The organism is Faecalibacterium sp. DFI.5.82 (assembly GCF_029076575.1).
In the GTDB taxonomy this organism is placed as follows: Bacteria; Bacillota; Clostridia; order Oscillospirales; family Ruminococcaceae; genus Faecalibacterium; species Faecalibacterium duncaniae.
In genome coordinates this window covers 1-388 of record NZ_JARFIS010000132.1, presented here as the reverse complement: position 1 = coordinate 388, position 388 = coordinate 1, and the positions used below count along the sequence as shown (strand labels likewise).

General features: G+C 58.2%; 1 pseudogene. It reads left to right on the top strand.

Going from position 1 to position 388, the window contains the following annotated elements:
* Nucleotides 1-388 (top strand): annotated as a pseudogene (locus P0G09_RS15920) (DNA primase); the annotation flags it as partial.

Genomic DNA, 388 nt, shown 5'->3' with positions numbered 1-388 from the left:
CGAATTATATCAAGACCATCGTGACCGCCGAAGCCAAGCTGGACTTGGAGCGCAAGGGTGTCCAGAGCTCCCAGCGGGACATTTACGCCCGGTTCCTCTGCTTCGGCAACGGTGCGTTGACCTCGCTGTATGACCATTCGGACGGTTTCTTTCGCCGCCAGCTTATCCTGACCACTAAGGACAAGCCTGCCGACCGCACGGATTACCCCTTCCTTGTGGAGAAGATGTGCGCCGAGTTGGAAGGCATCCTGCTCTGGTGTCTGGAAGGGCTGCACCGGCTGGTGCAGAACGATTTCCGCTTCACGGTCAGCGAACGAGCCGCCGCCAACGTGGACACTATCAAGCGCAGCAGCAACAATGTCATCGACTTCATGGAGTCCGAGGGCTA